We start from the raw sequence: 25,478 nt of genomic DNA, 5'->3' as shown, positions 1-25,478 counted from the left end.
CACAAAACCGTTGTCGCTCGCCCAGGCGGACATCGAAGCGTTTGGAAAAGAAAAGCCGCCGACGCAGCGCATGGCGGCGGAAGAGTTGCAGGAAGATGGATGGAATCAATTTTTTCTTTATATGACCGTCATTTTCGTGATTAGTTTTATCGTATTTCTCTATGTTGTCCAAACACGCCTGCAGAAATAAGGACATGATGATATCGTCCACAATAGGTGGTTTTCCAATCTTAATGGCGGCAATATCCTTTTGTTGAAATCTGAACTTTTGTATCGCCTTATGATTACGATGACGTCATCGGAGCGCTTAACGTTTGGTGGGGCGGGAGGGCATGTTTTCTTTCAAGATAGTTCACGATCGAGCAACAAATAAGCGAAGATGAAACGTGTTTTGGCAAGCATATCGGGGAGAGGCCAGCCGCGAAAAAAAGAGGCTGAAGCAAAAGTAAACGCACCCCTTTGCTTCACCCTTGTTTATATAATGTGATTATTACGGTTCAATTGGAAAGTCGATATGAAAATGGACGCGTCCATTTTCATCGCGAATTTCTGCAGTTATTTGTTTGCGTTCTGGATTAATTTTGATCACACCGAAATTAAAAAATCCTCCCTCGGCATACAATCGCTTCGGCCCAAATGTAGGATCAAGCGCTGACGGCTGGCCCATCGCGGCCCCAATCGGTCCACTTATCAGCTCTCGATAATCGATGGTTCCGTTATGGTCAGGATCGTATTCGATGATATCCGCAAAATGCACATCGGCTGTGACAAAATAGACGTTCTTTATCTTGTTGTCTGTAATAAATGTAGAAAGTTTAGCAAATTCATGCTCATATCCCGTTTTGTCATTTGGATCGATATGGTTGCCGTTTGCCCATCCATCACGCGCATGCGGTTTTCCTGTTGGAATCGAAATAGGAACGGAAGAAGCAATAAGCTTGACTTGAGCATCCGAATTGGCCAACTCCCGTTTTAACCATTCCAATTGCTCTTTACCAAGCATCGTTTTTTCATGGCTGTCCGGCTGTGTATTAGGATCACGGTAGCCGCGATTATTTAAGATGAACAAATCGAGCGTATTTCCCCATGAAAATTTATGATAAAGCTTGCCGGATGTACTCCGCTCTGTTAACATCGGCCAATAATCGGTGAACGCCCGAAATCCCGTCGAAGTGAGGGGCTCAATCGGTCCAGAAAAATCATTGGTGACCTCGTGATCATCCCAAATCGCATAAACACTTGTTGATTGAAGCAGCTTTCGCAAGTTGGGATCTGTGCGGTTTTCCTTATATTTTGCCCAGAAATCTTCGATGTTTTTTGACGGCGGGGCTGGAACCGCCGGAGTCGCATTATCCGCGTAAATCGTATCTCCACTGAATAAGAAGAAATCTGGTTTCAATTCTGCCATTGCCGCAAAAGAACGAAATGGAGGAATTTTCCCCTGGCCTCCTGTGTCACCACCCCAGACGATTGTGAGGGGCTTTATGTCATTGGACGTTGGGGCTGTTTTGAAACTTCCTGTTACTTGATAAGAGCCTGGAAGAGCCTGTACGCGGTAATAATAAGTGGTATTCGGTTTTAATCCTGTTACATTTACCTGTACGGTGAAATCGTGTTTCGAAACCGCTTTGGCCTTTTTTATTATTTTGTGTTGAATGGACGCATTTTCGGAAATTTCAAATTGTACGGTTGCAGGTTTGTTTGTCCGTGCCCATAATACGGCGGAAGTATCCGTTACTTCCCCGCTTGCTATTCCATGGGAAATATAAGGTTTTTTGTTTAATTCTACTAATTTATCGGGATAGTCTGTAAACACGCCGTCAACGCCCAGAGATAATTGTTCGATCATTTTGTCTTGTGTATCCACCGTATACGGATGGACGATCATGTTGCGTTCGTGGGCTTTCTGCATCAATGTTGGGGTAACGAGAGAGTAATCCGGCCCAACTCCTTCTGCGTATTCGGCCGTTCGGTTAAAGACATCGTCAAGATTTTTGCGTTGAATCATTTTGGGGCTAAAAAGCTGGATAAGCGGAATGTCCTCTGGAACGATTTCCTGCAGTTTTCTTAAGCTTGCTTCGCTGAATGATTGGAAAATTACTTTTCCTTTTTTTAAATATCCGTTCTTTTTTAATATATCGACCAGTTTTTCTTCCATTCCTGGATATACATCCGGGTCCTTCGTTTCTATGTACAGAGCTACTTTGCGATCTTTCTTTTTAATGAAGTCAATGACTTCTTGAAGGGTTGGAATTTTCTCTTGTGCATACTGTTTTTTGGCGTATTCAGGATGTGTCTGATTAAACCAAGATCCAGCATCCAGCCGTTTGATTTCGGCAAGCGTAAAGTCTTTTACCTTCCAAGGGGCACGGTTGGGATACACTTCTTCCACGTTCGTTGTTCTTGTTAATGTGGAATCATGAATCGCAACCAATTCCCCATCTTTCGTCATATGCAAATCTAACTCTACATAATCCGCTTTCATCTGAATGGCTTTTTCATACGCAACCAATGTATGTTCAGGTGCATAGCCGGAAGCGCCGCGGTGGGCGATGACTTCGACGTTCTCGACGATAGGCTGCAATGTGGATGGATGGCGGTTCTGTTCAGCAGCACTGGCTTCTGTCGAAAAATAGGTGGCCAGCAATCCTAACGACATAGAAAGAGACAAACCGATTTTTGTTGATTTTTTCACTGATTCTTCACTCTCCCGTTCTAAAATGGGTTTCTTTCGACATGGTTATTGTAAAAAATAAGGGTAAAGTGAATATGGAATTAAGTTTAAAAAACTGTAAAAATAAAAAAATTATGATTAAAAAACATACGCTATCAAGCGTTTTGATTGTACTTTATTGAGAGAAATGCCAGGATAATGTCCACGAACAAAGCACGGTTGTTTATTAAGGAAAAGTGTGGTCCTATTTTGTAACGGCCAAACGTTTTTAATGATCTGCCAACTACATCAAGATAAATATATTATTTGAAAAAAGGATTTTGCCCATACTGAAATGAGTAAAAAATGAAAAGCGGATGAAACTTAGATGTTTTTATACATAGAGACAAAAACTTCTGGATATACTACAAATGTACAAATCATCTCATAAACAGTTTGGCAAGAACATGATAATATTGGGCTATAGCCAAGCGGTAAGGCAACGGACTTTGACTCCGTGATGCGCTGGTTCGAATCCAGCTAGCCCAGTCTCTAACAGGCAAGCAATGTCGCTTGTCTGTTTTTTTGTTGAAAAAGAAGGAGTTTTGACAAAGGATGTCAAATATAAGACATGGCAAGGAGGAGATTGTGATGAAAACAGCTGATTTATGCGATGAATTTTTAAGTGAATTGCAAGTATGCCAGCTGCCGATGCAATCTTACGGCGGCAAAGCGGAATTTTCCGGACCGATCGCGACGGTCGATGTATTTGAAGATAATGTGCTCGTTCGTGAGGCGCTCGAAACTGTTCCAGCGGGCACCGTATTGGTCGTAGACGGAAAAGGTTCGCGAAATTGCGCGCTGCTCGGAGACCGTCTTGCCCAGATCGCTTGTGAGCGCGGGCTTGCCGGGGTGATTATTCACGGATGCATTCGCGATTCCGCAGAAATCGCCAATATGCCGCTTGGGGTGATGGCGATTGGCACTTGCCCGGTGAAAAGCAAAAAAGAAGGAAAGGGAAAACGGGACGTTGCGCTCGAATTTGGCGGCGTTCGTTGGGAGCCAGGCGCCTATGTGTACGCTGATCAAGACGGGATTGTATTGGCGAAAACGGACTTATTGAAAAAAAGTGGTTGACGATATTTGAAAATTTGTACTACTATGAATAACGGAAATGTTCTTTGAAAAATCGACATTATATGCCAAACAAATAAGGTGCCTTTCTCATTAGAGAATAGGCTTAAAAGGGAAGTACGGTGAAAATCCGTCACGGTACCCGCCACTGTGATGGGGAGCTTTGTTGCATCATGTCACTGAAGGAAACTTCGGGAAGGCGCAACAAAGCGATGATCCTAAGTCAGGAGACCTGCCTTATTTGTTCGGACGGATACCTACGGGATTATAGGTAGACGTGCGGGAGAATGGTATACTTTTTTTGCTATATTTGTATGCATTTTTCTGCACCTCTGCGTATAGAGGTGCTTTTTATTTTGCAAAAAAGGAGAGACTCAACATGACAACATGGAACTTAATCGGAATGAAACATCATGTGCTGATTTGCAATGGAGGCAGCTGCATGCGTAAAGGGGGAGAAGAAGTAACGCTTGCCATCCGCGAAGAAATCGCGATGCTGGAGTTAGATGGCATTGTACATACGACGCGGACTCGCTGCAATGGCCGTTGCCAAGACGCGTGTGTAGTCATCGTTTACCCTGAAGGCGTATGGTACAACGGTGTGACGCCGGAAAAAGCAAGGGAGCTTGTGCGAAGGCATTTGCGAGATGGGGAATGGTTGGAAGAAACGATAACGTACCGTTATGAAGAGAAGCAAGGATTGATGATGTCAAAACAATCAAACGCCCCTCTAGGAATCTCGAAATTATGTAAAGCAACGGGAGGAACGAAAGCATGAAAAAATGGAAAGTCGCCCTTTTCCTTTGCGGTTTAGTCGTCTATTTTACGTTTACCGGCAGCACATCGGCATTTGCGATGCATATTATGGAAGGATTTTTGCCAGTTGGATGGGTGATTTTTTGGTGGCTAGTGTTTTTGCCGTTTTTTATCATCGGTATGCGTTCACTAATTCGGATTACACGCGAGCATCCGGAACTAAAGCTGCTCATTGCGCTGTCCGGGGCATTTGCGTTTGTGCTGTCCGCCTTAAAAATTCCATCCGTTACTGGAAGTAGCTCACATCCAACGGGGGTAGGGCTCGGCGCGGTGCTGTTTGGTCCATGGACGATGGTGGTGATGGGAAGCATCGTATTGCTGTTTCAAGCGTTATTGCTGGCACATGGCGGATTGACGACATTAGGGGCGAATGCCATGTCCATGGCAGTCGTCGGCCCGCTCGTAGCGTACGGCATTTATCGTTTCGGGAAAAAGTGGAATATACCGAGGCGCTGGACGATATTTTTCGCTGCATTTTTCTCTGATTTGGCCACATATGTTGTCACCTCATTGCAATTAGCGCTGGCGTTCCCGGATGCGACAGGCGGGATTTTCGCTTCGTTTGCCAAATTTGCCGGCATTTTTGCTGTTACGCAAATACCACTGGCGATTACAGAAGGGCTGCTTACGGTCGTCGTTTGGAATTTCTTATCCACTTACAGCAGCCAGGAACTAAACCAGTTAGAGAGGGGAGTGTAATATGAAGAGAAGTCTTTTTCTTCTTGCTATTGCTGTTTTACTGGTAGTAGCGCCGTTATTGTTCATTCATCACTCTGATTTTGGCGGCACGGATGGCCAGGCGGAAAAAATGATTCAGAAGCTCGCTCCTCATTATCAACCTTGGATGGAAACCATATTTGAGCCGCCAGGCGGAGAGGTGGAAACGTTGCTGTTTTCTGTGCAGGCGGCAATCGGTGCCGGAATTATTGGCTATATTATCGGTGTCTATAAAGGCCGGGCGAACCGAAAAGAGGAAACAAAATGATCCGGCAGTTTGACACAATTGCTTACAATAACCGCCTGCGGACAATACGTCCCGAACAAAAAGTGATATTTGCGTTTCTATTATTAATGATGGCCATCACAGGAAACTGGAAAACGCAAGTAATGATGACGATTTGGCTTGCCATTTGGATTATCGGTTATGCGCGTGTTTCGTGGAAGGTGTACGCCAAAGCCCTCGGAGTCGTGGCATTGTTTCTGATGGTGAGTTTTCCAGCTTTGCTTGTTTCCATTGACAGTTCTTTTCATGTGTCTATTGATCGTTCGCAAATTTTCATCGCAATGTCTTTGCTCTCTCGTTCGGTTGCGGCATGGTCTTGTTTATTTTTCCTTCTAGTGACTACCCCGTTTCCAGAGATGTTGTATGTGCTCAAACGAATGAAAGTGCCATCCATCATCATTGATTTGTTATTTTTTACGTATCGGTTTGTATTTGTTTTCGTGAAAGCAGCAGAAGAGCTATACGTAGCGATGAAAGCAAGAAATGGAGGAAGCCATTGGCGGCATGGCGGGATGTTGGTGTTCCAGCTTTTTCAAAAAATATGGCATTCCTATGAAGCGTTGCGCCTTGCTTTATGGGCGCGCGGAGTTTCCAATGAAATGACCTATGTTCATGTGGAAACATATAACGAAAAAAACAAACGTTATCTGTGGGAAGCAGCCATCGGCATAAGTTTGCTTCTATGGCTTGGATGATAGGAGGGCGGCAGAAGATGCTGAAAATGGATGAAGTATATTATACGTATCCGAACGGACCATGTGTGTTGAAAGGATTAAGCCTTCATGTTCCCAGTGGAAAAAAATGCGCGCTTATCGGTCATAATGGATGCGGCAAGACAACGTTATTTTTACATGCGAACGGGCTGTTGCGGCCCGACTCTGGCGACATCTATTGGAATGGAGAGAAGATGGATTATCGGCGTCAAACCTTGCAAAAATGGCGGCGAGAGGTCGGCATCGTTTTTCAAAATCCGGAACACCAGCTTGTGGCGCCATTGGTACGTGATGAACTGGCGTTTGGCCTGCACCATTTAGGAATGAAAAAAAGTGAGATGGACGAGCTCATGAAAAAGCGCTGGACGAGTTTGGATTACGTTCATGGTTGGACAAGCCCGTTCATCATTTAAGTCTCGGTCAAAAAAAATGGCTGACGCTTGCCGCCGTAATGGTGATGAACCCGAAATTATTAGTTCTCGATGAGCCGACAGCGTATTTAGACCGCCTGCAAATCGAGAGGTTTGTCGAGAAGATCAACGATATTCATCGAGCTGGCACAACGGTTTTGATCGCTACTCATGATTTTGATTTTGTATTAGAGTGGGCAGATATCGTGTTTGTCATGCATGACGGACAAATTGTCATGCAAGGATCGCCGCAAGACGTATTTGCAAGGCAGCATCAATTGCAAAAATGGCGTCTTGGTGTTCCGTTGCTTGCTTCTGTATGGAAAACATTGTTTCCACACGAGATGCGCATCCCGCGGAATGTGGAAGAAATGAAACAATGGATGAGAATGGATGAGCGCACAACCCTCCATATTGAAAAAGTGATATAGTGTTCAAGTTTTTTCGACAAATGAGCTCAGTTAACATGGACAAGGAAGATGGAAATTGAGGTGAGACAATGAAAGGAAAATTGCTGATTGTCGGATTTGGCCCAGGCAGCAAGGAACATATGACAAAGCGAGCGCGGGAAGCGATTGAAGAAAGCGATATTATTATCGGTTATAAAACATACATTGACCTAGTTGCGGATTTAATTGGCAATAAACAAGTGATTAGTACTGGAATGACGGAAGAAGTAAGCCGCGCTCAAGAGGCGGTGAAATGGGCAGAACGCGGAAAAACGGTCGCCGTCATTTCAAGCGGGGACGCGGGCGTGTACGGGATGGCAGGGCTTGTGTATGAGGTGCTCATTGAAAAAGGCTGGACGCGAGAAAGCGATATCGAGGTGGAAGTCATCCCAGGCATTTCTGCCATTAACTCGTGTGCCGCTCTTTTAGGTGCGCCGATTATGCATGATGCGTGCACCATTAGCTTAAGCGATCACCTAACGCCGTGGGCGCTTATTGAAAAGCGCATTGAAGCGGCGGCCGCTGCCGATTTTGTCATCGCTCTATATAATCCAAAAAGCGGACGACGCACGCGTCAAATTGTCGAAGCTCAGCGTATTCTTTTGCGTTATCGCTCGCCAAATACTCCGGTCGGATTAGTGAAAAGCGCTTATCGCGCGCGGCAACATATCGTATTGACGGATTTAGCGCATATGCTCGATTACGATATCGGAATGTTAACGACTGTCATTATCGGCAATTCTTCAACGTTTGTATACGACGGGCTGATGATCACACCACGCGGATACCAACGAAAATATACATTAAGCGCCTCCGAACAGCCGCTGAAACCACATGAACGGCTTCGCAAAGAAGCGGAACCGTGGGCGCTTGATCAAACGAAACGAGAACCGGTAAGAGAAATGGCAGAAGAAGCGTTGCAAACATTGGCGATTGGCCACCAAGACACCACGACGTTTGCGCCGGCGATTTTCGAAATCGCGGTTAGCCCGGGAGTAGCGAACAAAAATTTTACGCCAAAACAGATGATGGTACTAGCTGACATCGTCGGTGAAGACGGAACGATGATGTATACCCCGGATCATTATTTGAAGCTGGAAGTGCCTGCTTCTGATCCAGACCGTATCATCGCTAGACTGAAAGAAGCGGGGCTTGACGTTGCCCCTGTTGGTGATGTACTGACGTTGAAAGCTTGCGATTTTTGCGACGGGGAGAAAAAAGACGCGATTCCATACGCGGAAGAGTTATACGATCAGCTTGGCGGAATGGCGCTTCCGAAAGAATTGAAGCTTGGTGTAAACGGATGCGGCATGGCATGTTACGGAGCGGTGCGGGAAGATATCGGAATCGTCTATCGGAAAGGAGCATTTGACTTATTTTTAGGAGGAAAAACGGTCGGAAGAAACGCACACCCTGGGCAACTTGTCGCTGAAGGAATTCCGCCTGGCGAGATTGTGTCCGTTGTCACCCGCATTATTCAAGAATATAAGGAACGCGCGCATCCGAACGAACGGTTTCATAAGTTTTTTAAGCGAGTGAAACAAGTCGGCGGGTTTGTGTATCAAGAAGCGAAGCAAGAGGCAAAAATCGAAGTGTCTGTCTGTGGTGAATAAGGGGGAAGAAAATGAATGAAAGCAGTATTATTTGTCGGGCACGGCAGTCGTGACCCGGAAGGAAACGACCAAGTCCGGCAGTTTGTTGAGCAGCTAAAACCGCACATTGCGGCATCCTTACATGTCGAAACGAGTTTTTTAGAATTTGGACTGCCAACGATTCGCGAAGGGATTGACCGTTGTGTCGATGCCGGGGCTCGCGAAATTATCATCATTCCGATTATTTTGCTGCCAGCGGGCCATTCGAAGCTGCATATTCCAGCGGAGATCGATGAAGCAAAGAAGCATTATCCGCATGTGGCTTTCATCTATGGCCGACCAATTGGCATTCATGAGCAAACGTTTTCGATCTTAAAAACGAGATTACAAGAAATCGGTGAAAATATAGAAAGCCCTGACCCAGAAACAGCGGTAGTGCTGCTTGGTCGCGGGGGAAGCGATCCGGATGCGAACAGCGATTTATATAAAATTTCCCGCTTATTTTGGGAACAAACGAACTATTTCCTTGTAGAACCAGCATTTATGGGAGTAACGACGCCATCGTTAGAAGATGGAGTGGAACGATGCGTGAAGCTAGGGGCGCGGAAAGTGGTGGTTTTGCCTTACTTTTTGTTTACCGGCGTGCTTATCAAGCGTCTTGGAGAAAAAGTAAAACAATTTCGTTTTCAGTATCCGCAAGTCGATTTTGCGCTAGCAGGCTACTTTGGATTTCATCCGAAGCTAAAAACGATTGTGCTTGACAGATTAGAAGAAGCGCTTGGCAAGGCGGTTATGATGAACTGTGATATGTGTCAATACCGGCTTCATGCTGCGGAGCATCATCACCATCATCACCACCATCATCATTAAGGAGGAACATGCATGATTATTGTATTAGCGGGAACGAGCGATGCCCGAAAGCTGGCGCTTTGTATCCAACAAGCGGGCTATGATGTGTTAGCGACGGTTGTTACAGAACATGCGGCGGATCAGTTGCGTGCTTCCGGCTTAGCGGTGCACCTTGGACGGCTGACGTCGGAACAATTGGCGGAGTTGATCCGCGTAAAGAAAGCGAAAGCAGTGGTGGACGCGAGCCATCCGTTTGCCGAAGAAGCGTCGAAAAACGCGATGCAAGCTACCGCAGAGGCGGGGGTTCCGTATATCCGTTACGAGCGGCAAGCGGCTCACGTTGCTTATGAGCGTGTCACGTTTGTTGACAGTTATGAAGAAGCAGCTGAGCTCGCTGCGAAAAAACAAGGCGTCATTATGCTAACGACCGGAAGCAAAACGTTATCCATTTTCGCAAAAAAGCTGTTAGGGCTTCCGAATACGCGCGTGATTGCGCGCATGCTGCCGCGCAAAGACAATATGGAGAAATGTGAGGAGCTCAAGTTTCCGCAAGAAAATATCGTTGCGATGCAAGGTCCGTTTACGAAAGAACTCGATAAGGCGCTTTTCCAACATTTTGGCGTTACGTTGCTCATTACGAAAGAAAGCGGAAAAGTTGGGTTTGTCGATGAAAAAATCGCTGCCGCACAGGAGCTAGGGATTGAGACGATTGTCATCCGCCGTCCATCAATTCAGTATGGCACGGTGTATTCCCAGTTTTCCGATGTCGTTAAGGCACTACAACAAATAGTACCGTTATCCATTCATTCATGAAAGAAAGGGGTTTTACCATGGATTTTCGCACGGAATTTCGTCCGATTACAGTCCAACCGCAACAAATTGAAGAAAGAAGTTTTCAAATCATTGATGAAGAAATTGGTGAACATCATTTTACGAAAGAACAATATCCGATTGTACAGCGCGTCATTCATGCTTCTGCAGATTTTGAGCTTGGAAAAAGCTTGTTGTTTCACCCTGATGCCGTCCGTGCGGGAATCGAAGCAATACGCAGTGGCAAAACGGTCGTCGCTGATGTGCAAATGGTACAAGTCGGGGTAAATAAAGTGCGCATTGAAAAGTTTGGCGGCAAAGTGAAAGTGTATATTTCCGACGAAGATGTCATTGCGGAGGCGAAAAGGCTCAACACGACAAGAGCGATTGTCGCGATGCGAAAAGCGGCTAAAGAGGCAGAAGGCGGGATTTTTGCCATTGGCAACGCGCCAACGGCATTGCTGGAATTAATTCGTTTAATTAAAGAAGGAGAAGCACGTCCGGGATTAGTGATCGGCCTGCCGGTCGGTTTTGTGTCGGCGGCGGAATCAAAAGCGGAATTGGCGAAATTGGATGTTCCATTTATTACAAATATCGGCCGAAAAGGAGGAAGCACCATTACAGTGGCGGCGCTAAACGCGCTTTCACTGTTGGCAGAGCGAGGGTAAACGAATGGAAACGAAAAAAACGTTACGCGAGGGATATACGACAGGGGCGTGTGCCACAGCGGCAACGAAAGCGGCATTAACGGCGCTTATTACCGGCATCATACAAACGGAGGCAACCATTTATTTGCCAGTCGGACGATGGGCGACATTTGCGATCGAAGCGTGCGAGATTTATGGTGAGTCGGTGAAAGCAACGGTGATCAAAGATGGCGGGGATGACCCTGACGCGACGCATGGAGCGGCGATTGTATCAACCGTCTCATGGGCGGAGCAACCCGGCATTCACTTAGATGGCGGAAAAGGGGTAGGGCGCGTCACAAAACCGGGCTTGCCGGTGCCGGTTGGCGAAGCGGCAATTAATCCAATCCCGCGAAAAATGATTCACGAAACAGTGCGCGAGGTATTGGAACAATACGGCATTTCCCGTGGAGTGAACGTCATTATTTCCGTTCCTAACGGGGAAGAAATCGCCAAAAAAACGTTAAACGCGCGCCTTGGCATTATCGGCGGCATTTCGATTTTAGGGACGCGCGGCATTGTCATTCCTTTTTCGACGTCCGCCTACCGCGCAAGCATCATTCAGGCAATTCAAGTGGCAAAGGCAAACGGATGCGACCATGTTGTGATCACGACGGGAGGACGAAGCGAAAAATTTGCGATGCGACAATATCCTCATCTTCCTGAGGAAGCGTTTATTGAAATGGGGGATTTTGTCGGCTTTACGCTGAAACAATGCAAACGGCTCGGCATCCGAACCGTTTCCATGGTTGGGATGATGGGGAAATTTTCTAAAGTGGCGCAAGGCATTATGATGGTGCATTCGAAAAGCGCCCCCATTGATTTTTCGTTTTTAGCAGCCATTGCTGAACAAGCCGGAGCTTCGCCGGAACTCGTTGCCGCTGTTCGCGAAGCCAATACGGCATCACAAGTTGGCGAGATGATGCAAGAAGCAGGGAATGAGCGCTTTTTTGAAATATTATGTGACCATTGTTGTTTATCCGCGTTACGTGAAGTGGGCGGCGGCATGACCGTGGAAACGTCGCTATACACAATGGGCGGTCAATTATTAGGAAAGGCGGTACGAAACGATGCAGGCGATTAAACTAATTGGCATTGGCGCCGATGGGAAAGCGAGCCTCCCGCACCTTTATGAACGTTGGATTTATGAAAGTGAGTTATTGGTCGGAGGAGAGCGTCATTTAGCCTTTTTCCCTGATTATCAAGGCGAAACGCTCACGATTCGAGGAGGGCTATCACAGCTTGTCGAGCGGCTTCGCCATGAAACGAAACGCACCGTCATTGTCGCGTCTGGTGATCCGATGTTTTATGGAATCGGCAGCTATTTATCTAGCAAACTGCCAATCGAAGTATATCCAGCAGTCAGTTCGATTCAATGGGCGTTTGCGAAAATGGGAGAAAAATGGCAGGACGCCAAATTTATCAGCGTCCACGGCCGCAGCATGAAAGGACTTGCCCAGCGCATTGACGGATGCGACAAAGTAGCGATATTAACAGATGAAACGAATTCTCCTAATGCCATTGCGAAATATTTGCTTTCGTACGGAATGACCGAATACCGTGCGTTTGTCGGAGAAAATCTTGGCAGTCAAGATGAACGGTGCCGCTTTTTCGAATTAGAAGAGATGGCAGATGCCGAGTTTTTACCATTAAATGTGGTTATTTTACAAAAAACAAAAGAAGGTCCGATGTGGCCATTAGGAATTGACGATGACGAATTTTTGCAGCGTAAACCAGATAAAGGACTGATTACGAAAAAGGAGGTTCGGGTGTTAAGCATTAGCGCGCTCCGTCTTCATGCTAAGAGCGTCGTTTGGGACATCGGCACATGCACCGGTTCCGTCGCGATTGAAGCGGCGAAAATCGCACGCGAAGGCTCCGTGTTTGCGATTGAAAAAAATGCCCATGATATCGAAATTTGTAAAGAAAACTTAAAAAAATTCCGCGTTGACATTACGCTTGTACACGGCAAAGCACCTGAGCATTTAGACAAATTTGCCGATCCGGATGCGATTTTTATTGGCGGAACATCAGGAGAAATGGGACCGCTTCTTGATGTTTGCTGCCGGCGCTTGAAACGGAACGGACGCATCGTTGCGAATGCAGTTACGATTGAAACGCTGGCGCAGGCGGTGGAAGGATTAAAGCAGCGCGGCTTTCAAGTAGACGTTACGCTCGCGCAAATCTCAAGAAGTAAGCCGATTTTAGAGCTGACGCGGTTTTCGGCGCTTAATCCGATTTATATCATTACGGCAAAGAGGGAGGAAGACGAATGAGCGGAACATTGTATGGCATCGGCGTTGGTCCGGGCGACCCGGAGCTGTTGACGGTGAAGGCGTTTCGCCGCCTGAAAGAAGCGCATGTCATTACCTATCCGAAAAAACAGCGCGGCAGCAAAAGCTATGCCCAACAAATTATTGAAGCATATTTTTCTCCAGCGGAAAAAGAGATGATTGGTCTCGTCTTTCCAATGACGAAAAATATGGATGTGTTAACAGAAAAATGGAATGAGACAGCAGAAGCGATTTGGGAACAGCTAAGCGCAGGAAAAGATGTCGCGTTTGTGACGGAAGGAGATCCGCTTTTATATAGCACGTTCATCCATCTGATGAAAATCATGAAAGAGCGGTATCCAAATGTCACGATTGAAATTGTTCCGGGAGTTTCCTCCGTCAACGCAGCGGCAGCAAGACTGCAGATCCCGCTTGCTGACGGGGATGAACAGGTGGCGATTATTCCAGCGCGCGATGACTATGAAGCAATGAAAAAAGCGCTTGAAGACCATGATTGTGTCGTTTTTTTGAAAGTGGCGAAAGTGATGGGCATGATGATCCGTCTTCTTCGAGAACAAAATTTATTGCAAAACGCTGCCGTGGTGACAAAGGTGACGTCAAAGGAAGAAATCATTTGGAATATCGAACAGCTTGAAGGAGTAGAGTTGGAATATTTAACGTTATTGGTGGTGAGAAAGTGAAACTATATATTATTGGCGCGGGCCCGGGGGCTCCGGATTTGATTACGGTGAAAGGCGCGCAACTGCTTCAGGAAGCGGACGCAATTTTTTACACCGATTCGCTCGTTAATGGCGAACTGATCGAGCGCTATCGAAAGCCGGAAGCGGAAGTATTTCATACGGCAGGAATGCATTTAGAGCAAATGGTTGAAGCGATGTTAGAACAGCTTAAGCAAGGAAAAAAAGTCGTGCGCATTCATACGGGAGATCCATCTGTTTACGGAGCGACGCTTGAACAAATCGCGCTATTCAAAAAGCAAGGGGTGGAAGTGGAAATCGTCCCTGGCGTCAGTTCGGTATTTGCGGCGGCAGCGGCTGTTCAAGCGGAGCTAACCGTTCCGGATTTAACGCAGACGGTTATTTTAACGCGAGCGGAAGGACGAACACCAGTTCCAAATAGAGAAAAACTGGAAGATTTAGCAAAACATCGTTGCACATTAGCGTTATTTTTAAGCGCTACATTAACAAAAAAAGTAACAAAGGCACTAAGGGATGCGGGATGGAGCGATGATACCCCTGTTGTGATTGTGTATAAAGCGACATGGCCAGATCAAAAAATTGTCCGTTCGACGGTCGGCACGCTGGACGAGGATATGCGCGCAAACGGCATCCGAAAACACGCCCTCATTTTAGCAGGATGGGCGTTAGACCCTGCAATTATCGAGCGCGACTATCGCTCGAAGCTGTATGATAAAACGTTCACACACGGATATCGACAGGGGGTGTGAGGAGTTGTATGCGATTGTTGCGATTACGAAGCATGGTGTTGATATTGCCCGCTGCGTCGGCGAGGAGCTTCCAAACGCCCGTGTGTATTATACGAATAAGTTTGCGAGAGGAGACGAAGACGAAAAAGGCATTCGTTTGTTTGAAGGGAACGTGCGGTTATTATTGCCGTCGCTTTTTCAAACATACCGCGGGCTTATTCTCATTATTTCGCTTGGTGCGGTCGTGCGGATGATTGCACCGCTATTAAAAGATAAAAAAACCGATCCGGCGATCGTTGTTATTGATGATAAAGGGGAACATGTCATTAGCGTTCTTTCCGGACATCTTGGCGGAGCGAACGAACTGACGCGGCAAGTCGCGGAGATTTTACATGCCCATCCCGTCATTACGACTGCGTCTGACGTACAAAAAACGATTGCCGTTGATTTATTTGGCCGTTCCTTCGGCTGGGAGTGGGAATCTGACGAAAAGCTGACTCCCGTCAGCGCCGCCGTCGTCAATGAGCAACATGTTGCCATTGTACAGGAATCAGGGGAGCGAGAATGGTGGAACTATGATACCCCGCTGCCAAACAATATCCGTATTTATGATTCGATTGATGAAGCGCTAGCGGCGAAACCGGACGCCGCGCTTGTCGTTACCCATCGTTTATTAACGAAAGAGGAAGAAGCGATTTTGCAAAACGGCGTTTTGTATCGTCCAAAAGTAATCGTGCTCGGTATCGGCTGCAACCGCGGGACAACGGCGGAAGAAATTGACGCCGTCATTCGCGATACATTAGAGGAGCTGCGCTTTTCAATGAAAAGTGTGAAAGCGGTATGTACGATCGAATTAAAAAAAGACGAGCCAGGGTTGCTTGAAGTGGTGCGAAAATACGGATGGGAATTCGTCTATTATACCCCTGAACAACTGAATCAAGTAAACATCGAACAGCCTTCTGAAACCGTGTACCGCTATACAGGAGCTTATGGTGTGAGCGAGCCAGCAGCGAAGCTTTATAGCGGTGCAGAGAAATTGGAATTAGTGAAGAAAAAAGCAGGTAATGTCACGATTTCCGTGGCACTTTTACACCATTAAGGGGGAAAACAACATGAGAAGAATCGTAATCGCCGGGACGGGAAGCGGCGTTGGCAAGACGACCATAACGATTGGATTGATGGCGGCGTTAAAACAAAAAGGCTACATTGTACAAGGGTTTAAATGCGGCCCAGATTATATTGACCCAACCTATCATACCGCTGTCACGGGCAGACCGTCGCGCAATTTGGACAGCTGGATGGTTGGACACGAAGCGGTTCAAGCCATTTGCGCAAAAGGCTGTGAAGGGGCTGACATCGCCATTATCGAAGGAGTCATGGGGATGTTTGATGGGAAGCGGCCGACGACAAACGAAGGAACGACGGCGGAAATCAGCGTATTAACGAATAGCCCGGTGTTATTGGTCGTCGACTGCGCCGGCATGGCACGGAGCGCGGCGGCGGTTGTCCGCGGCTTTCAAACGTTTGATGAACGCGTGCGCATTGCGGGAGTGATTGCCAACCGCGTCGGCAGCGAAGGGCATTTTCGCCTTGTAAAAACGGCGATTGAACAAGAATGCGGCATTCCCGTGATCGGATTTTTAACCAAAGAGGATGCGCTCCACATTCCGGAGCGTCATTTAGGACTCATTCCATCGATTGAGCGTGGGGAATTAGATCACTTTTTTGCGGAATTAGGAGAGCGCATTGCCAAGACGGTGGATCTTAACGCGTTGCTAAAGCTGGCGGAAGCCCCAGCATTAAATGTTCCACAATCGTATTTCGATATAAGTAAATCGTATGATGTACGGATTGCGGTCGCAAAAGATGCGGCGTTTCATTTCTACTATCCGGAAAATTTAGAGCTGTTACAAGCGTATGGCGCCGAGTTAGTCTTTTTCTCCCCGCTTGCCGGTGAGCCGCTGCCAAATGGGGTGCATGGGTTATACATCGGCGGCGGATTTCCCGAAGAGTTCGCAAAACAGCTGTCCGAACAGCAAAGCGTCAAACAGTCGATCAAAACTGCGATCGAAAGCGGGCTTCCGACATTGGCGGAATGCGGGGGGTTTATGTTTTTAACCGAAGGCATTGAAACGACGGACGGTGCGCATTATGACATGGTTGGCGTCATTCCGGGACGGATCGTCATGCAGCCGAAGCTTGTCGCGCTTGGATATCGTGAGGTGAAAGGAGAACCAGGAAACTTTTTGCTTCCGGAAGGTCTGCGGGCGCGGGGGCATGAGTTTCATTATTCCACGTACGAAGCGCGCGGCGAGATTCCGTTTGCCTATGAAACAACGGGGCTTCGTGGTACGAAAAAAGATGGCTATCAGCATCAAAACTTAATTGCAGGATATGTCCATTTTCATTTTGCGTCTTGTCCGCAAATGGTCGAAAATTGGCTAACGAAATGCAAGAAGGTGAAAGACCATGGCTAAAGCGTTGCCGATTATGTTTCAAGGAACGCATTCCGACGCGGGAAAAAGCATTATTGCCACGGCGTTTTGCCGAATTTTCGCGAAAAACGGCTGGAAAACGGCGCCGTTTAAATCGCAAAACATGTCTCTTAACTCGTATGTGACGGTTGATGGAAAAGAAATCGGGCGGGCGCAAGGGATACAGGCGGAAGCGGCCGGAGTTGTCGCGACGACGGATATGAATCCGATTTTAATTAAACCGAGCCGCGAGCATGAATCGCAAATCGTTGTGCATGGAAAGCCGTATAAAAATATGCAGGCGTTCGCGTACCGCGGCGAATTTTTTGAAAAGGGGCTGGCGATTATCCGCGAGTCGCTCGATGTTTTAATGAATGAATACGACCGGCTTGTAATCGAAGGAGCGGGAAGTCCGGCAGAAATTAATTTAAAACGACCGCGAACTTGTCAACATGCGCGTCGCTCGGATGGCAAACGCACCGGTCGTGCTGATTGGCGATATTGAACGCGGTGGAGTGTTTGCCAGTTTAGTAGGAACATTGCAGTTGCTTGACAAAGAAGATCGCAAGCGGATCATCGGCGTGATCATTAATAAGTTTCGTGGCGATTTGGCACTATTGAAGCCGGGGCTCGATTGGTTCGAACAATATACCGGCGTTCCGGTGTTAGGCGTCGTTCCATATTTAGAAGATTTACATATTGACGCGGAAGACTCCGTTAGTTTAGAACAAATGTCCACAGCCGTAAATCCGGATAAAGACATTGATATTGCTGTTATTCGATATCCGAAAATATCTAATTTCACAGATGTGGATCCATTTTTGACCGAACCGGACTGCCACGTCCGCTTTGTGGCAACAGCCGCCCAGCTTGGCCAGCCAGATTTGTTGATTTTGCCGGGCAGTAAAAACACCATTGAAGACTTATTATATATGAAGAAAAACGGGATTGCGGAGCAAATTGCACAGCTCAACAAACATCACCGTGTGACGATTATCGGAATATGCGGCGGCTATCAAATGTTAGGTGCTCGTATCCGTGATCCATTTGGTGTGGAAACACCGCTAAGAGAAATTTCTGGATTGAATCTCCTTCCGATTGAAACGACGCTTGAGCGTAAAAAAACAACCGTTCTTTCGGAAGGAATATTGACATTTGCGGGTGAGCGTTTTTTCGTGAAAGGATACGAGATACATATGGGGCGTTCGCAGCCACTTGATGGAAATATCCCTTTCATCCATGTCCAAGGGCGAGCGGAAGGCGCTAAAAGCAAAGATGAACGGGTGATCGGTACCTATTTTCACGATCTTTTTCATAATGATGCGTTCCGTGAGGCGTTATTGAACAAAATTCGCCGCGAGAAAGGATTAGCGCCTATTTACGGGCGCCAGTCTTTCCGTACTATAAGAGAACAAGCTTTTGACCGCCTTGCCGATCATGTGAAGCGGCACGTCTGCATCGAAGAAATCGAAGAAAAAATGTATATGTTTCAAAGGAGGGATGTGTAATGTTATTTTCGATTCCAAAGCTTGATAAAAAAACAGGAAAAGAGGTATGCGCTTACGTCGACCAATTGACAAAACCGGTTGGCAGCCTTGGTCGTTTGGAACAGTTAGCGGTGGAGCTGGCGGAAATGACAGGGAACAAATTTCCTGATGTTTCGCCGCCGGGTATCCTTGTGTTTGCGGCTGATCATGGTGTTGCGAAAGAAGGGGTGTCAGCGTTTCCGCCAGAAGTGACGGCACAAATGGTGTGGAATTTTGTTCAAGGCGGTGCGGCGATTAACGTATTCAGCCGGCAAATTGGCGCAATATTTGCCGTTATTGATGTTGGGGTCGCTTCACCAATTGAACATGAAGCAGTAGTTTCCAAGAAAGTGCGGTACGGGACAAACAATTTTTGCGTAATGGAAGCGATGAGCAATGCGGAAGCGGAACAAGCGCTAATAGTTGGTTACGAACAAGCAAAGGAAATAATCGACCAAGGAGCGCGTACTCTCATTGTCGGTGAAATGGGCATCGGCAATACGACTACCGCGAGTGCGATTTTAGCGGCGGTGAGCGGCAAGCCAATTGAACAACTTGTCGGAAGAGGAACAGGCATTTCGGAAGAGAAGATTGCGCATAAAGTCAATGTCATTCGCCGCGCGTTGTCACTTCATCAGCCTGATCCGTCTAAACCGATTGATTTATTATCCAAAATCGGTGGCTTGGAAATCGCCGCGATGGTGGGGGCGATGCTAGCGGCAGCGGAGCGGCGCGTTCCGATTTTATTGGACGGATTTATTTGTACCGTTGCTGCACTTGTAGCTAAGCTTTTTGCTCCGAATGTTGCCGATTATATGATTGCCGGTCATCGTTCTCAAGAAATTGGCCATCAAATTGCTCTTGAATTATTAGGAAAAGAGCCGCTTATCGATTTAAGCATGCGACTTGGTGAAGGCAGCGGTGCGGCTGTTGCATTTCCGCTGCTGGCATTTGCGGCAACGATGATAAAAGAAATGGCGACATTTGCTTCTGCCCATATTTCAAATTCTGTAGAAGGAGCAGGAAAACAATCATGACAAATGGAAAAGTATATATCGTTGGTGCCGGTCCCGGTGATGAAAAGCTAATCACTGTCTATGGATTGGAATGTATTCAACAAGCTGACGTCATTATTTACGACCGGTTAATTAATAAAAAATTACTGAAATACGCCAAAATCGGCGCTGAGTTAATTTACTGCGGAAAAGAGCCGGGAAAGCACGCGCTCATTCAAGAGCGGATTCATGAACTGTTAGTCGAAAAAGCAAAACAAGGAAAAATCGTCACTCGTCTAAAAGGAGGCGATCCTTGCGTCTTTGGACGGGCTGGGGAAGAAGCAGAGGTGCTTGCGCAGCACAGCATTCCGTTTGAAATCGTTCCTGGCGTGACGGCGGGAATCGCAGCTGCCGCTTATGCCGGCATACCGGTTACACACCGGGAATATGCTGCTTCGTTTACCATTGTTACCGGCCACGGCCGTCAAGAAAAGGGAGATGACCGTCTTCATTGGGAAGGGTTGGCGAAAGGAAGCGATACGATTGCCTTTTATATGGGTGTCGGCAATTTGCCGTATATTTGCCAAAAACTAATCGAACATGGAAAGCCGTCGAATACTCCTGTGGCGGTGATCGAATGGGGAACGACACGGAGACAGCGAACGGCTGTCGGCACGCTGCAGACGATTGCCGATATCGTCAAGAAAGCGAATCTTTCCCACCCAGCGATTATTCTTGTCGGAGAGGTCGTTCGGCTTCGTGAAACGATTCAATGGTTCGCTGAGATGGACCGGGGTGAGACGGTTGCCACCATATAAAAAGAAAGGGCGCATCATCGTTTACACGGGGGATGGAAAAGGAAAAACGACCGCCGCTCTCGGATTGGCGATACGAGCGGTGGGAAGAGGGAAAAAAGTCGCCGTCATTCAGTTTATTAAGTCACCGGAACGAACGTATGGAGAGCATCTTATATTTCAAAAACTCGGGATCGAAATGTATCAAATGGGCGCCGGGTTTACGTGGACGAAAACGCCCGAAGTGCATCGTCAGGCATTGAAAGCGGCATGGGAATTTACGAAAGAAAAAGTGTTATCGGGTATGTACGACTTGATTGTTTTAGATGAACTGAACAATGCGCTTGCGATTGACCGGTTTCCGGTCGATGATATCGTCTCCGTTCAAGACGTACTTCGATTGATGGAAAAGCGTCCACCTGATCTTCATTTAGTTATTACCGGCCGTTCGGCGAATAGGAAATTAATCGAGGCAGCTGACATTGTTACGGAGATGAAACTGATCAAACACGATTATGAGAAAGGCGTTACCGCAATGAAAGGGATTGAGCTTTAGCTCATCCCTTCTCTAATTCATTCATAAAGATCTGTTTTGTCGTTTTGCGATTTATTACGTTTATTTCCTTTGCTGTTGTCGCCCGAGATCGGTCCATTTAGGAGCGACATTTCATCTTGTGTCGGTGCGTTCTGATTTTTGCTTCCTTTATTCGGTCTTTTTGTCATGTGCTAGCACGTCCTTTCCACAAATAAGTATTAGGAAAACGTAGGAAGTTGATCAAGATTGTTGGAGGCATCTCCGTCGGGATTGGAGCGTATATATTGTTCTCCATCGTGTTCGGTAACGACATGGACACCGGTAATCGCACCGTTTTCCACTTCCATTAATGCTTTGCGATACGATAATACGCTCCCTTTGGATGTTTTAAATCCAATGATGTCTCCTTGATGATTTTTTTGGACAGTGACAAATGTTTCTTGTCCGTTCATGAACAATCACTCCTTCTTTCAGCATTATTATTTTTTGTAAAAGGACAATTTTTATTCGAACGAGGTGTTACGATGGTCATTTTTGACTGGCATAAAGAAGCGGAAAAACAGTGGGACGAAAGAGCGGATTTTTGGCATCAAAGCAGTGAAGAGATGTGGGAGCGGGGAAGCCGGAAAACGATTATTCCGTTCCTTTCATCATATATTCCAAAAGGAAGCAATGTCATTGATTTAGGGTGTGGGGATGGTTATGGAGCGTGGAAGCTGCATCAAACAGGATACGATGTTATCGGCATCGATTTGTCGAGCGAAATGGTGGAAAAAGCGAAAGCGCGGGGAGAGAACGAAAGGCTGCGCTTTATTCAAGGCGACTTAATGAAATTGCCGTTTGCTGATGAAACGTTTTCTGGAGCGATGGCAATCAATTCGTTGGAGTGGACGGAACGGCCGCTTGAAGCGCTAAAAGAAGCAAAACGGGTGTTAAAGCGAGGCGGCTGTTTTTGTGTCGGCATTCTCGGGCCGACCGCTGCGCCGCGCGTCAACAGCTATCCTCGTTTATACGGAAAGCCGGTTATTTGCAATACAATGATGCCGTGGGAGTTTGAACAATTAGCGAGGGAAAACGGCTGGGATGTTGTCGATGGACAAGGTGTTTATAAACGGGGAGTTCCCGAAAAGCTGGTCCAGCAGTTATCCATCGAACTAAGACAAGCACTGACGTTTATGTGGTTATTTATGTTGCGTAAGAACTAAAAAAACAAAAAATGCCGATTCATCCCCCACCTATGCTTCGTTTAGAGGTGGGGAGCTTCTCGGCAAAAAAGATAAACAACACAACCATTCACGCAAAGCTGTTACTAATGCCGTTGCAACCTATTTTCCGTACATTTCTTATCAAAAGCTGCCGTATTGTATGAAAATGCATGGGACAATCGTAAGAAAGAAAGTGAAAAAACCTTGGTGTACTACCAAGGTTTTTTTAGCTCGCTGTATATTTTTCTTCCCATTTTTGTCGCCATTTATTGCGGCGTTCTACGCGGGCACCCTTATATAAATGTTTGTATTTGCGCCAATGCGTTTTCCATTGCTTTCTCCGTTCCGCTCTCACGTGCCACTCATTCCTTTCTAGATGTGTCTTATTCTATGTTGTTAACTTCGTTCCAGGGGCTGTCGAATCCTTTGACTAGTTTTGTCGAGGAATAGGAAGTTTCCGTGAACAATCGCGAACTAGGATAGTTCTTTTTTTTATATTTGTCAATAGGAAAAATCGATCATCTCCAATTTCCTGACGCACGATGCAATGGAAAAAGAGTATCATGAGCGGTTATTTACTTTATGCAAGGGAAAAGGAATGTGTCGACCATGCTGTTTTATCGTGAAAATGGCAGCACCATCGAGTGTAAGAATAAAAAAGAAGGCGGAGTCATCCTCCTGCCTTCTTGACCACATTTTGACCACGCAATTATTAGGAGAGATAAGTGAATTTTATTCAAAAGAATATACTTATTCCCACTCATATGGCGTTTCTTGATAAACGTAATAGTTCAGCCAGTTGACAAACAATAAATTCGCATGAGAGCGCCAAGTGTTAAGCGGCTCTTTCGTTGGATCGTCGTTTGGGAAGTACGATTCCGGAATGTGGATTGGAAGCCCCTTGGCTAAATCGCGTTCATATTCCTCTTTTAATGTCGTAGCATCGTATTCCGGATGGCCGGTTAAAAAGATTTGCTTGCCATCGTTGGAGGCGACTAAACATACGCCGGCTTTTTCGGAAACGGATAAAATCGTCAGTTCTGGCACTTTTTCAATATCTTCGCGTTTGACGTCGGTATGACGTGAATGCGGCATGCGAAACACATCGTCAAACCCGCGCAATAGTTTGACATTTTTTACTTCAAGCGAATGTTCGAAAATACCGAAGCATTTTTGTGGGAGCTGGTATTTCGGAATGCCGTAATGATAATAAAGCCCCGCCTGCGCTCCCCAGCAAATATGTAGCGTTGATGTCACATTTGTTTTCGTCCATTCCATAATTTCTGTCAGTTCGTTCCAATATGTTACTTTTTCAAACGGCATTTGTTCGACCGGAGCACCGGTAATAATCATTCCATCGAACTTCCGATGGCGGATATGTGGAAAGATGGTATAAAATTGATCGAGATGATGCTTGCTTGTCGTCTTTGATTCGTGTGTTGCCGGGCGCAAAAATGTCACATTCACTTGAAGCGGCGAATTGCCAAGAAGACGCAATAACTGTGTTTCCGCTTTTTCTTTTTCCGGCATTAAGTTTAAAATGACTATATTTAACGGACGAATGTCTTGAGAATACGCCCGTTCTTCATCCATTACAAAAATATTTTCTTGTTCTAGTATTTCTTTTGCCGGTAAATCTTTTGGAATATTGATTGGCAACAGTCTCACCCTCCATTCTTTGTTTTAAATAACTTAATTATAAAAACATTACAAATTTTATTCAACGAATTTTTTTCCATTTGTACAAGTGGTAAAATGTATATGTTTACATTCATTACGTATGTGGATTTAAGACGTCGACTGGCGTGGAGTTGAAAATGTGATGACGATGCCAGGCTTGCCGAAACAGCCAGCGGCGCTTCGCATGAACGTCGATGAAAACGGAATGCTGTCGGCTTATTTTAAAGGGGAGATTGGATGTTTGATCCAACTGCGTTTGATAATTTGAAAACAGTGCTCGAAGGAGCGGTATATGACCTTGATTTAGCGGGAGAAATCATTGTAATCGATCGTCACGATATGGTCGACTTGGCTCACTTTTCGCGTGCATATACGATTACGTTTTGTTTATCATCTGATCATAAACAAAATATATCATGTACGATTCGATTGGAAATGGACTTGGAACAAATTGCGCAAGAACTGCTTCAGCGCGCAGCCCGCCCAGGATGCAAGCTGATGATTGCGTTCTCTTTGCCGATCCGACGGCATACAACGTGCTCTCTTATTGAGGGCACGTTGCTTCGCATTTGGGGAGACAAGCGAATCATTCGACAAACGTTAAGTCATGATTTTCCTAATGAAGAGTCTGTGTATCATAACGAAGTAACGATCGAATTCGGCCGCCTTATTTATGAAGACAATGTCGATGATTTGCAGGAGATGATCCCGTATATGCTTGATTCGCTTGAACAGCTGCAGCCATTTTACAAGTCCTAGAAGTGGAAAAACGCCGGAAAATTCATTATGATGAAAAGAGAGGTGAAAACGATGAGCGTTTATGATTTTACTGTAAAAACGATTCGCGGGGAAGAACAGTCGCTGGCGGATTATAAAGGGAAAGTGTTGCTGATTGTCAATACGGCAAGCAAATGCGGCTTTACCCCGCAATATAAAGAGCTGCAGGAGCTATATGAGCAGTACCGCGACCGCGGTTTTGTCGTTCTTGGTTTTCCGTGCAATCAATTTGGCCATCAAGAGCCGGGCACGGAAGAAGAGATTGAACAGTTTTGCCAAGTCAATTACGGGGTAACTTTCCCGATGTTTGCCAAAGTCGATGTCAATGGTGAAAATGCTCATCCGCTTTTTCAGTATTTAAAGGAAAAAGCCCCAGGTGTGCTTGGAACGAAGGCGATTAAATGGAACTTTACGAAGTTTTTAGTGGATCGAAACGGAAATGTGGTCGCACGTTTTGCTTCACAAACGAAGCCGAGCGAGTTAAAAAACGAAATTGAAGAACTGTTGTAATAAAGGAAAAAATGTATTTCCGATGAGAAAGACGGCTTTTGGCCGATAGATATAGTTGTTTTATAGGTTTATAAAGCATGCAAATTTCTGTTATCATTCTAATATGTCTTAGCCGGATGGAGTTCTAAGAAACAATAGGTCATTTGC

27 protein-coding genes, 1 tRNA gene, 2 pseudogenes and 1 riboswitch are annotated in these 25,478 nt (G+C 46.1%); of the genes and pseudogenes, 26 read left to right on the top strand and 4 right to left on the bottom strand.

Translation table 11 applies throughout. The features are described from left to right. Window positions 1–10: 10 nt before the first annotated feature. Window positions 11–190, top strand: coding sequence for a hypothetical protein (locus tag NXM86_RS09760; RefSeq protein WP_498959064.1), 180 nt, complete (start codon window positions 11–13; stop codon window positions 188–190). A 300-nt stretch (window positions 191–490) separates the two neighbouring features. Here the strand turns inward: NXM86_RS09760 and NXM86_RS09755 are convergent, their stop codons facing one another. Next, window positions 491–2,695: a glycerophosphodiester phosphodiesterase family protein gene (locus NXM86_RS09755; RefSeq protein ID WP_081188709.1), complete on the bottom strand. Its 2,205-nt coding sequence runs from the start codon at window positions 2,693–2,695 to the stop codon at window positions 491–493. 435 nt (window positions 2,696–3,130) lie between these two features. Between NXM86_RS09755 and NXM86_RS09750 the strand changes: the two genes are divergently transcribed. From NXM86_RS09750 to cobO, 21 genes and pseudogenes are all read left to right on the top strand, one after another. Beyond that, window positions 3,131–3,202: transfer RNA gene (locus NXM86_RS09750), tRNA-Gln, on the top strand. Window positions 3,203–3,304: 102 nt separating this feature from the next. Further along, on the top strand, window positions 3,305–3,790 hold the full coding sequence (gene rraA / locus NXM86_RS09745; RefSeq protein WP_015863800.1) for a ribonuclease E activity regulator RraA: 486 nt from the start codon (window positions 3,305–3,307) through the stop codon (window positions 3,788–3,790). Window positions 3,791–3,849: 59 nt separating this feature from the next. Then, window positions 3,850–4,041: riboswitch (cobalamin riboswitch) on the top strand. Between the two features lie 125 nt (window positions 4,042–4,166). After that, window positions 4,167–4,565 carry a (2Fe-2S) ferredoxin domain-containing protein gene (locus NXM86_RS09740; RefSeq protein ID WP_015863801.1) on the top strand — a complete coding sequence of 133 codons (399 nt, stop codon included), beginning with the start codon at window positions 4,167–4,169 and terminating at the stop codon, window positions 4,563–4,565. Continuing rightward, a complete protein-coding gene (locus NXM86_RS09735) occupies window positions 4,562–5,302 on the top strand; it encodes an energy-coupling factor ABC transporter permease (RefSeq protein WP_498957924.1) in 741 nt (246 codons plus the stop codon). The genes NXM86_RS09740 and NXM86_RS09735 overlap by 4 nt, the downstream gene beginning before the upstream one ends. A gap of 1 nt (window position 5,303) precedes the next feature. Continuing rightward, window positions 5,304–5,588 (top strand): energy-coupling factor ABC transporter substrate-binding protein, encoded by a 285-nt coding sequence (locus tag NXM86_RS09730; RefSeq protein WP_097354463.1) that lies wholly within the window; start codon window positions 5,304–5,306, stop codon window positions 5,586–5,588. After that, window positions 5,585–6,301, top strand: coding sequence for a cobalt ECF transporter T component CbiQ (gene cbiQ / locus NXM86_RS09725; RefSeq protein ID WP_498957922.1), 717 nt, complete (start codon window positions 5,585–5,587; stop codon window positions 6,299–6,301). Before NXM86_RS09730 ends, cbiQ begins: the two co-directional genes overlap by 4 nt. A gap of 17 nt (window positions 6,302–6,318) precedes the next feature. Further along, a pseudogene (locus NXM86_RS09720) lies at window positions 6,319–7,160 on the top strand (energy-coupling factor ABC transporter ATP-binding protein). Window positions 7,161–7,228: 68 nt separating this feature from the next. Beyond that, the gene (gene cobJ, locus NXM86_RS09715) at window positions 7,229–8,791 is read left to right on the top strand and encodes a precorrin-3B C(17)-methyltransferase (protein ID WP_498957921.1); all 1,563 of its coding nucleotides are present in this window, start codon (window positions 7,229–7,231) and stop codon (window positions 8,789–8,791) included. Between the two features lie 15 nt (window positions 8,792–8,806). After that, complete coding sequence (locus tag NXM86_RS09710) at window positions 8,807–9,640, top strand: sirohydrochlorin chelatase (RefSeq protein WP_062678675.1); 834 nt, start codon at window positions 8,807–8,809, stop codon at window positions 9,638–9,640. Window positions 9,641–9,652: 12 nt separating this feature from the next. Then, complete coding sequence (gene cobK, locus NXM86_RS09705; RefSeq protein WP_015863808.1) at window positions 9,653–10,432, top strand: precorrin-6A reductase; 780 nt, start codon at window positions 9,653–9,655, stop codon at window positions 10,430–10,432. 17 nt (window positions 10,433–10,449) lie between these two features. Beyond that, window positions 10,450–11,097, top strand: coding sequence for a precorrin-8X methylmutase (locus NXM86_RS09700; protein WP_015863809.1), 648 nt, complete (start codon window positions 10,450–10,452; stop codon window positions 11,095–11,097). 4 nt (window positions 11,098–11,101) lie between these two features. Beyond that, window positions 11,102–12,199, top strand: coding sequence for a cobalt-precorrin-5B (C(1))-methyltransferase (locus tag NXM86_RS09695; protein WP_062678672.1), 1,098 nt, complete (start codon window positions 11,102–11,104; stop codon window positions 12,197–12,199). Next, on the top strand, window positions 12,186–13,391 hold the full coding sequence (gene cbiE, locus NXM86_RS09690) for a precorrin-6y C5,15-methyltransferase (decarboxylating) subunit CbiE (protein ID WP_498957920.1): 1,206 nt from the start codon (window positions 12,186–12,188) through the stop codon (window positions 13,389–13,391). Before NXM86_RS09695 ends, cbiE begins: the two co-directional genes overlap by 14 nt. Further along, window positions 13,388–14,089, top strand: coding sequence for a precorrin-2 C(20)-methyltransferase (gene cobI / locus NXM86_RS09685; protein WP_015863812.1), 702 nt, complete (start codon window positions 13,388–13,390; stop codon window positions 14,087–14,089). The genes cbiE and cobI overlap by 4 nt, the downstream gene beginning before the upstream one ends. Beyond that, window positions 14,086–14,856 (top strand): precorrin-4 C(11)-methyltransferase, encoded by a 771-nt coding sequence (gene cobM, locus NXM86_RS09680; protein WP_015863813.1) that lies wholly within the window; start codon window positions 14,086–14,088, stop codon window positions 14,854–14,856. Before cobI ends, cobM begins: the two co-directional genes overlap by 4 nt. A 4-nt stretch (window positions 14,857–14,860) precedes the next feature. Then, window positions 14,861–15,934 (top strand): cobalt-precorrin 5A hydrolase, encoded by a 1,074-nt coding sequence (locus NXM86_RS09675; RefSeq protein ID WP_498957919.1) that lies wholly within the window; start codon window positions 14,861–14,863, stop codon window positions 15,932–15,934. 13 nt (window positions 15,935–15,947) lie between these two features. Beyond that, the gene (locus tag NXM86_RS09670) at window positions 15,948–17,312 is read left to right on the top strand and encodes a cobyrinic acid a,c-diamide synthase CobB (RefSeq protein ID WP_089097576.1); all 1,365 of its coding nucleotides are present in this window, start codon (window positions 15,948–15,950) and stop codon (window positions 17,310–17,312) included. After that, a pseudogene (locus NXM86_RS09665) lies at window positions 17,305–18,817 on the top strand (cobyric acid synthase). The gene NXM86_RS09670 and the pseudogene NXM86_RS09665 overlap by 8 nt, the downstream one beginning before the upstream one ends. Beyond that, window positions 18,817–19,872, top strand: a complete 1,056-nt coding sequence (cobT, locus tag NXM86_RS09660) for a nicotinate-nucleotide--dimethylbenzimidazole phosphoribosyltransferase (protein ID WP_062754152.1) — start codon at window positions 18,817–18,819, stop codon at window positions 19,870–19,872. The pseudogene NXM86_RS09665 and the gene cobT overlap by 1 nt, the downstream one beginning before the upstream one ends. Then, complete coding sequence (gene cobA, locus NXM86_RS09655; RefSeq protein ID WP_015863818.1) at window positions 19,869–20,648, top strand: uroporphyrinogen-III C-methyltransferase; 780 nt, start codon at window positions 19,869–19,871, stop codon at window positions 20,646–20,648. Before cobT ends, cobA begins: the two co-directional genes overlap by 4 nt. Then, the gene (gene cobO, locus NXM86_RS09650; protein WP_041269653.1) at window positions 20,635–21,180 is read left to right on the top strand and encodes a cob(I)yrinic acid a,c-diamide adenosyltransferase; all 546 of its coding nucleotides are present in this window, start codon (window positions 20,635–20,637) and stop codon (window positions 21,178–21,180) included. Before cobA ends, cobO begins: the two co-directional genes overlap by 14 nt. A 17-nt stretch (window positions 21,181–21,197) precedes the next feature. Here the strand turns inward: cobO and NXM86_RS09645 are convergent, their stop codons facing one another. Next, window positions 21,198–21,347: a hypothetical protein gene (locus NXM86_RS09645; protein ID WP_171699186.1), complete on the bottom strand. Its 150-nt coding sequence runs from the start codon at window positions 21,345–21,347 to the stop codon at window positions 21,198–21,200. Between the two features lie 30 nt (window positions 21,348–21,377). Beyond that, entirely contained in the window at window positions 21,378–21,611 is a 234-nt protein-coding gene (locus tag NXM86_RS09640; RefSeq protein ID WP_062754150.1) for a DUF3892 domain-containing protein, read from the bottom strand. Window positions 21,612–21,683: 72 nt separating this feature from the next. Here NXM86_RS09640 and NXM86_RS09635 point away from each other — a divergent pair, with 72 nt between their 5' ends. Further along, window positions 21,684–22,364: a class I SAM-dependent methyltransferase gene (locus NXM86_RS09635; protein ID WP_089097579.1), complete on the top strand. Its 681-nt coding sequence runs from the start codon at window positions 21,684–21,686 to the stop codon at window positions 22,362–22,364. A gap of 750 nt (window positions 22,365–23,114) precedes the next feature. Here NXM86_RS09635 and metA read toward each other — a convergent pair. Continuing rightward, the gene (gene metA / locus NXM86_RS09630) at window positions 23,115–24,023 is read right to left on the bottom strand and encodes a homoserine O-acetyltransferase MetA (RefSeq protein ID WP_171699185.1); all 909 of its coding nucleotides are present in this window, start codon (window positions 24,021–24,023) and stop codon (window positions 23,115–23,117) included. A 160-nt stretch (window positions 24,024–24,183) separates the two neighbouring features. Between metA and NXM86_RS09625 the strand changes: the two genes are divergently transcribed. Genes NXM86_RS09625 through NXM86_RS09615 form a run of 3 tightly spaced genes read left to right on the top strand, consistent with a single transcriptional unit; the run spans window position 24,184 to window position 25,331 of the window. Next, window positions 24,184–24,312: a hypothetical protein gene (locus NXM86_RS09625; protein WP_141103864.1), complete on the top strand. Its 129-nt coding sequence runs from the start codon at window positions 24,184–24,186 to the stop codon at window positions 24,310–24,312. Beyond that, a complete protein-coding gene (locus tag NXM86_RS09620) occupies window positions 24,282–24,803 on the top strand; it encodes a hypothetical protein (protein ID WP_171699184.1) in 522 nt (173 codons plus the stop codon). Before NXM86_RS09625 ends, NXM86_RS09620 begins: the two co-directional genes overlap by 31 nt. 51 nt (window positions 24,804–24,854) lie before the next feature. Beyond that, entirely contained in the window at window positions 24,855–25,331 is a 477-nt protein-coding gene (locus NXM86_RS09615; protein ID WP_062754378.1) for a glutathione peroxidase, read from the top strand. Window positions 25,332–25,478 lie beyond the last annotated feature (147 nt).

Origin of the sequence: Geobacillus sp. CX412 (assembly GCF_027942335.1) — a bacterium.
GTDB lineage: Bacteria > Bacillota > Bacilli > Bacillales > Anoxybacillaceae > Parageobacillus_B > Parageobacillus_B toebii.
This window is presented reverse-complemented; position numbering and strand designations above follow the sequence as displayed.

Coding starts and splice junctions, on each gene's coding strand:
- rraA (WP_015863800.1), top strand. CDS start 3,305: ATGAAAACAGCTGATTTATGCGATGAATTTTTAAGTGAATTGCAAGTA.
- NXM86_RS09740 (WP_015863801.1), top strand. CDS start 4,167: ATGACAACATGGAACTTAATCGGAATGAAACATCATGTGCTGATTTGC.
- NXM86_RS09735 (WP_498957924.1), top strand. CDS start 4,562: ATGAAAAAATGGAAAGTCGCCCTTTTCCTTTGCGGTTTAGTCGTCTAT.
- NXM86_RS09730 (WP_097354463.1), top strand. CDS start 5,304: ATGAAGAGAAGTCTTTTTCTTCTTGCTATTGCTGTTTTACTGGTAGTA.
- cbiQ (WP_498957922.1), top strand. CDS start 5,585: ATGATCCGGCAGTTTGACACAATTGCTTACAATAACCGCCTGCGGACA.
- cobJ (WP_498957921.1), top strand. CDS start 7,229: ATGAAAGGAAAATTGCTGATTGTCGGATTTGGCCCAGGCAGCAAGGAA.
- NXM86_RS09710 (WP_062678675.1), top strand. CDS start 8,807: ATGAAAGCAGTATTATTTGTCGGGCACGGCAGTCGTGACCCGGAAGGA.
- cobK (WP_015863808.1), top strand. CDS start 9,653: ATGATTATTGTATTAGCGGGAACGAGCGATGCCCGAAAGCTGGCGCTT.
- NXM86_RS09700 (WP_015863809.1), top strand. CDS start 10,450: ATGGATTTTCGCACGGAATTTCGTCCGATTACAGTCCAACCGCAACAA.
- NXM86_RS09695 (WP_062678672.1), top strand. CDS start 11,102: ATGGAAACGAAAAAAACGTTACGCGAGGGATATACGACAGGGGCGTGT.
- cbiE (WP_498957920.1), top strand. CDS start 12,186: ATGCAGGCGATTAAACTAATTGGCATTGGCGCCGATGGGAAAGCGAGC.
- cobI (WP_015863812.1), top strand. CDS start 13,388: ATGAGCGGAACATTGTATGGCATCGGCGTTGGTCCGGGCGACCCGGAG.
- NXM86_RS09670 (WP_089097576.1), top strand. CDS start 15,948: ATGAGAAGAATCGTAATCGCCGGGACGGGAAGCGGCGTTGGCAAGACG.
- cobT (WP_062754152.1), top strand. CDS start 18,817: ATGTTATTTTCGATTCCAAAGCTTGATAAAAAAACAGGAAAAGAGGTA.
- cobA (WP_015863818.1), top strand. CDS start 19,869: ATGACAAATGGAAAAGTATATATCGTTGGTGCCGGTCCCGGTGATGAA.
- NXM86_RS09645 (WP_171699186.1), bottom strand. CDS start 21,347: ATGACAAAAAGACCGAATAAAGGAAGCAAAAATCAGAACGCACCGACA.
- NXM86_RS09640 (WP_062754150.1), bottom strand. CDS start 21,611: ATGAACGGACAAGAAACATTTGTCACTGTCCAAAAAAATCATCAAGGA.
- NXM86_RS09635 (WP_089097579.1), top strand. CDS start 21,684: ATGGTCATTTTTGACTGGCATAAAGAAGCGGAAAAACAGTGGGACGAA.
- NXM86_RS09620 (WP_171699184.1), top strand. CDS start 24,282: ATGTTTGATCCAACTGCGTTTGATAATTTGAAAACAGTGCTCGAAGGA.
- NXM86_RS09615 (WP_062754378.1), top strand. CDS start 24,855: ATGAGCGTTTATGATTTTACTGTAAAAACGATTCGCGGGGAAGAACAG.